Here is a 5498-nt window from a genome sequence, read left to right as displayed (position 1 = left end):
AGCGATCAGATGTCACCGACAGAATATGAAAACCAGTATTATCAACGGCTCGGAAGTGTCTAAATTATCCGTGGCGATTCAGTGTATTGGATCAGGAACTGTTTGATCTGTATTAAAACTGATATACCATTTCCCCTGATTAAGGGAAATAGTTGCATTTTTTAAATCACCAATGATTTCACGGCTCTTGCGATACTTTACCCAGCCGACTTTAGGGAGAGATACCAGTTTTTTTTCTTGATCTACTCTAACCCTTTGGCATGGTATACGGAAAGAATCATGCCGACCTTTCTTTTTAAACTTTGGATATTGTGATTTGCCGGTGAAAAAGTTTCTGAATGCTCTGTCTAAATCTCTTAACGATTGCTGTAAACACTGAGATGGAGCTTCTTTCAACCAAGAAAGGCTCTCTTCATTCTTCCATTGCACTAATTCAGAAGCCAGCTGATTGTAGCCTATGAATTTTTTACCCGAATGGTAACTCTCGTTAAGAAGAGCAAGGCCTTTGTTGTAAACAAAACGACAGGAACCAGCAAAGGCCAAAAAGTCAGATAACTGACCTTTGTTTGGTTCAAGCAAAAATTTGAATGCCTGTTTTTTAATCACAACTGGACCTGTGTAAACGGAGCGAAACTGGTGAAATGCTAAATCATCGTGCGAGCTTTGATTAAAGGATTTGACTACTTTTAACGACCTTATTCAGCCAATAAAAAAGCCCCACATATATGGGGCTTTGACACTTAATATGAAATTAGCCTTGCAGCAGAGACAGAACCTGCTGAGGAACCTGGTTAGCTTTGGACAGCACGGAGTTACCAGCCTGCTGGATGATCTGCGCTTTGGACATGTTGGACACTTCGGTCGCATAGTCCGCATCCTGAATACGGGACTGCGCTTCAGACAGGTTGGTAGTGGTGTTGTTCAGGTTGGTTACTGCAGAAACCAGACGGTTTTGTACAGCACCCAGGGAAGAACGGAATTTGTCGATCTGGCTGATTGCATCGTCCAGCGCTTTCAGTGGATCGGCAGTAGAGGTGGAAGCGGTGGTAGCTTCGGTGGTCAACTTACCATCAGCAGTTTCATAAATGGTACCGCCAGTGCTGTTGGTGATAGCACCGTTCTTCTGTTCAAAGTAGGTCACATCTTTTGTCGGCTCGCTGGAAAGCGCACCGTCGTCAACATAAACATCGTCATTGGCAGCATCTTTAACAACACCTGCGGTAACGGTGTGAGTGGCTGTACCTGTACCACCCAGATCAAGGGTGAAGTTTGCACCTTTAGTCAGGTTGGCCATGCCTTCAGCACTTACATGTGCATTGGTGATATTAACAGTGTCAACTTTAGCCAGGCTGGTGAAGTCAGCGCTGCCAGTAGTGCTATAAACAGTGTTCTGACTGGTACCTGATGCGACGGTCATAGTCGCTGTTTTACCATTAGCAATTAATGCGCCTAATGTTGCAGCTGTATTCCCCGCTGCAGTAGCAGTGAAGCCACCAGTTGTTTTATCAAGATAAAGCGCACTACCGTCAGCCGCAGTGATATTACCATTATTAGCAACCATAATATCGGTTGCCGCGCCACCGTCGATGCTCACTTTGGCAGCAAATGCGCCATCCGCCAGAATCTGGGCATTTGTTGAAGTCTGACTGCCGGCACCTTCTGAACTCACAGACATCCCGGAGGCAGCACCGGACGTAAGAGTGATTTTAGTCTTAACACCAACAGGAACTGCGCCAGTCGAGTTGCTGTTTGAAATTAATCCGTCCCAAGTTGCAGCAGCATCGCCACCCGCATTGGTTTTCGTCAGGTTACCTTGCTTATCTAAATACAGCGTCGCGTTATCATCTGCCGCAGTGATTTTACCATCCTGGGAGATGTTAACTTTCTGATCTTTCTTACCGATCGTAACCGTTGCCTGAGAAGAATCCCCTGTATTTGGGTTAATAATGCTTAGTGTCTTTGCTGAATCTGCGCCTGTCGCATCGAAGCTGTATGATTTGCTTGCCGCGTCATATTTGTAACCTGCGGTTGCAGCCACACCGAACGCATTTGCGCCGCCGCCAGTGATAACGGATTTATTTGAGATATTTGCTAATAAATCAGAAGCTGATGCCTTACTGTTAGCAATGGTGTTCTTATAATCAGTCACACCATTCGCATCTGTAGTGCCTTTAGTAAAACCAGCTAATTTCAGATCGTCAGCTGTTGCTTTGGTATTCGCTACTTCACCTTTACCGTTAACGTTAAATCCAGTCAGGTTCAGAGTAGACGAGTCAATTTTTTTCAGGTCGATAGTGATGGTCTGGCCATCGTTCGCGCCAACCTGAATTTTCATGGAGCCGTCTTTTGCCAGCACGTTCACGCCGTTGAACTGGGTCTGACCGGATACGCGGTCAATTTCGTCCAGACGGGATTTGATTTCGTCCTGGATGGAGTCCAGGTCAGACTTGGAGTTGGTGCCAGTAGAAGACTGAACAGTCAGCTCACGGATACGCTGTAAGTTGTTGTTGATTTCAGACAGTGCGCCTTCAGTAGTCTGTGCAACGGAGATACCGTCGTTGGCGTTACGGGCAGCCTGAGTCAGACCTTTGATGTTAGAGGTGAAACGGTTAGCAATCGCCTGGCCAGCAGCGTCATCTTTTGCGCTGTTGATACGCAGACCGGAAGACAGACGCTCAATGGCAGTAGACATTGAAGACTGGTTTTTGTTGATGTTGTTCTGGGTGATCAGCGAGAGGCTGTTGGTATTGATGACTTGTGCCATGATAGTAATTCCTATTTGACTGAACTTAAATTAAGTTTACGGCTTCCACCATTTGGCTCCTGCGCCGCTATGTTCACTATCGGCAACGTACTCTGGACCTTTAGAAGAAAAAGTGAAAAACCATCCCCATCTGCTTTCAGGCATCAAACGAAAGATAGTTGTTTACTTTTAATACAATGTGATAAGTTCGTTTTAACGCCCCCTAAACCACCATGATAAAGCTAAACAATTCAATATGTTGAGCATCATAAATAAACTATCTCGTTTGACAAACTGGCTACCTCTTATAAACCTCTAATCTCTTCATTTCTCAGCACTCAACAAGCGAGCATAACCCGATGTTCCGATGGTAAGACCTATCCAAGGCGCAAATGCTTAGCTATCTCATCGGATGGCACCTTGTTTTATCTGTCTTTTTTAGTAGGTGTATGTAAGATGGTTTTACATTACAGTCATTCTCTGTCTAATACATGATCAGGAGATTTGTTCAGTGAATGTTTCTGCCCGTTTTGTTATACTATTAAATCTTGCATGCGCTGCTTTATTATTTACTCTACTCAATGCCAGGTTTGATTTATTCTGATCAGGATCTCATTTTACTTACTCGAAATCCCTCCTAAGATTCATGCATGTACATATCTTACATCCAATCGAGTAGTAAATCGAAAATCATCAGGGAGAATAATGACTTGATAAAGGACGTGATCATTGACCATCGTCCTAACTTTCCATAAACAGGTGGGTATTTAGTGTATGAACCCTCGTCCAACTAGTTCCTTCCGATTACCCTTAAAGCACTTTTCATGGTGATGTTTTTCCTTGTTACATATTTGGATGCTTGTTTTAAGGCATTATTCATTGCTATTACAGTCACAGGCCTAGCTAACCCTTTAACTCGATTTGATCTACTCTGGAAAACATAAATATCAGAAGGATTGCAATCCTTTCTGTACGCAATTAACTTAGAAAGCAATAAATTTAATCTAATTGTTCGTGGCTCAAATTTTGGAGTTCCAGCCAAGTGCAGCATGTCATCTTCGATATCGGAATATCTAATAGTAATCACCCTGCTGCCTTCAGCACGGAGAGAAAACAATGTTAGCCATAAGTCTGCCCAAGTTGATGAGATTTTAGACAATTCAAAGTGAATAGCCCTAAACTCTTCAGCTGTAATAGAATCTGTTTTTGCCATGAATACCCCCAATGCTCAACCCAACCGCTTACCAAAATTTCAACAACTTTATTACATCATTTCAATACTTTATTACGAAAATTGGATTAAATGTTCAATATTTTTTTCCTCTACCCCTACCGCGCCGGAAATTTTTTATACAAGGTGCACACCGCAACGTCGTAAATAATCGCCACCTGCTTTCTGTCCATTCCGTTTGCGATCAGCCTGCCAGCCTGCGCCCATTGCTCAGGGGTTAACTTCGGCCTTCTGCCGCCTATGCGCCCTTTCTCCCGGGCTGCCGCCAGTCCTGCCCGGGTGCGTTCCACGATTAACTCCCTCTCCATCTCGGCCAGGGCTGACATGATGTGGAATATGAAACGCCCCATTGGGCTGGAAGTGTCGATGCTGTCCGTAAGGCTTTTGAAGTGGATGCCGCGCTGCCGGAGTTCGTCGACCAGCAGTACCAGATTTCGCATGCTTCGCCCGAGGCGATCCAGCTTCCACACTACCAGCGTATCGCCCTCACTCAGCGTTCGAAGAAGCTTTTTAAGCGCTGGCCGGTTCGCTACCGTCCCGCTCCTTTTTTCCTCAAAAACCTGTTCACATCCTGCGCGTTCGAGAGCTTGTCGCTGAAGATCTGTGTTTTGGTCATTTGTTGACACCCTTACGTAGCCAATTAGCATGTTTTTCACCCAATATTTTCTGCAAAAAATCAGGTGAAGTTATCGGCATGGATGCCGCAGGGCAATCTATAAAACGTCGGTTTAGGAACATCAGCCATACTTAATGCGCGGTCCAACGAGACTTACCCTGCTGATGGTGTGCTAACTGTAGGGCAGTTTGGGATAGGCGCGGATTGGTTGCCCCTGACTACTGATTTTAAGACCATTGAAAAAGGTGGCATTTACGCTGGCGGTGGCGCTACGGGAGTAAATTTGTTTAACCCGTACGCGCCTGTTCTCGTCATGTGTAGATATGCCACCTCCGCAATGCAAGCTCTTCAGGCTGATAACACTACCCTTGCATTCAACGTGAAGGATGCAAATGGCTGGAGGGGTTGGGTTAAGCTTTATAGCGAATACAACACGACCCGCGCCAGCGACGGTACATTGAAAGCTGCATCGCCAGTGGTGGCAATATTTTCCGATGGTTCATACCGGACGAATGACGAATCGGAGGGCTGCACTGTAACCCGTCTGGTCACAGGCCAATATCTGGTGGAAGGGTGTCAGGGGCTGAACTCAGACGCAGCATGGGGCGGCATCGATGGAGGTTTTGACATCCCTACCGATCGCAACAAGCAACCGCTTATCTGGCTGGATTATGAGGTTAACGCCGATGGTTCGGTACTGGTAAAAACCTATCATCGTACTCACCCTGATGCGCCTGCATTCGCCAGAAACGAACTGGAAGGCGTGGGTGACGGTGATCCTGTCGACATTCCTAGCGACCAGTTCGTGTCCGTGCGCGTCGAAATGCCTGCCGATTCTTTATACAACCAAAAAATCAGAGCAGCAGAGCTGGCCATGACTGCTGATGCGGGTGAATAAAGGTCGGTTT

Annotated in this window: 4 protein-coding genes and 1 pseudogene; 1 reads left to right on the top strand and 4 read right to left on the bottom strand. The window is 45.7% G+C overall.

All coding sequences use genetic code 11. From position 1 onward, the window contains the following. Nucleotides 1-78 precede the first annotated feature (78 nt). The 4 genes from ACOTYB_RS24475 to ACOTYB_RS24460 all read right to left on the bottom strand — a co-directional run bounded on the left by ACOTYB_RS24475 (nt 79) and on the right by ACOTYB_RS24460 (nt 4621). The gene (locus ACOTYB_RS24475) at nt 79-606 is read right to left on the bottom strand and encodes an RNA-guided endonuclease InsQ/TnpB family protein (protein ID WP_421765911.1); all 528 of its coding nucleotides are present in this window, start codon (nt 604-606) and stop codon (nt 79-81) included. 145 nt (nt 607-751) lie between these two features. Continuing rightward, nucleotides 752-2764 (bottom strand): flagellin, encoded by a 2013-nt coding sequence (locus ACOTYB_RS24470; RefSeq protein ID WP_409249083.1) that lies wholly within the window; start codon nt 2762-2764, stop codon nt 752-754. A 769-nt stretch (nt 2765-3533) separates the two neighbouring features. After that, nucleotides 3534-3956: a hypothetical protein gene (locus ACOTYB_RS24465; RefSeq protein WP_193136906.1), complete on the bottom strand. Its 423-nt coding sequence runs from the start codon at nt 3954-3956 to the stop codon at nt 3534-3536. Nucleotides 3957-4072: 116 nt separating this feature from the next. After that, on the bottom strand, nt 4073-4621 hold the full coding sequence (locus ACOTYB_RS24460; protein WP_409249084.1) for a recombinase family protein: 549 nt from the start codon (nt 4619-4621) through the stop codon (nt 4073-4075). Nucleotides 4622-5002: 381 nt separating this feature from the next. Between ACOTYB_RS24460 and ACOTYB_RS24455 the strand changes: the two are divergent. Continuing rightward, nucleotides 5003-5488 (top strand): annotated as a pseudogene (locus ACOTYB_RS24455) (hypothetical protein); the annotation flags it as partial. Between the last annotated feature and the right edge of the window lie 10 nt (nt 5489-5498).

The sequence above is a fragment of the Enterobacter cloacae complex sp. IR5450 genome (assembly GCF_049238665.1).
GTDB classification, from domain to species: Bacteria; Pseudomonadota; Gammaproteobacteria; order Enterobacterales; family Enterobacteriaceae; genus Enterobacter; species Enterobacter hormaechei_C.
The sequence above is the reverse complement of the archived record's forward strand: the minus strand, read 5'-3'. Positions and strand labels throughout refer to the sequence as shown.

Coding starts and splice junctions, on each gene's coding strand:
- ACOTYB_RS24470 (WP_409249083.1), bottom strand. CDS start 2,764: ATGGCACAAGTCATCAATACCAACAGCCTCTCGCTGATCACCCAGAAC.
- ACOTYB_RS24465 (WP_193136906.1), bottom strand. CDS start 3,956: ATGGCAAAAACAGATTCTATTACAGCTGAAGAGTTTAGGGCTATTCAC.
- ACOTYB_RS24460 (WP_409249084.1), bottom strand. CDS start 4,621: ATGCTAATTGGCTACGTAAGGGTGTCAACAAATGACCAAAACACAGAT.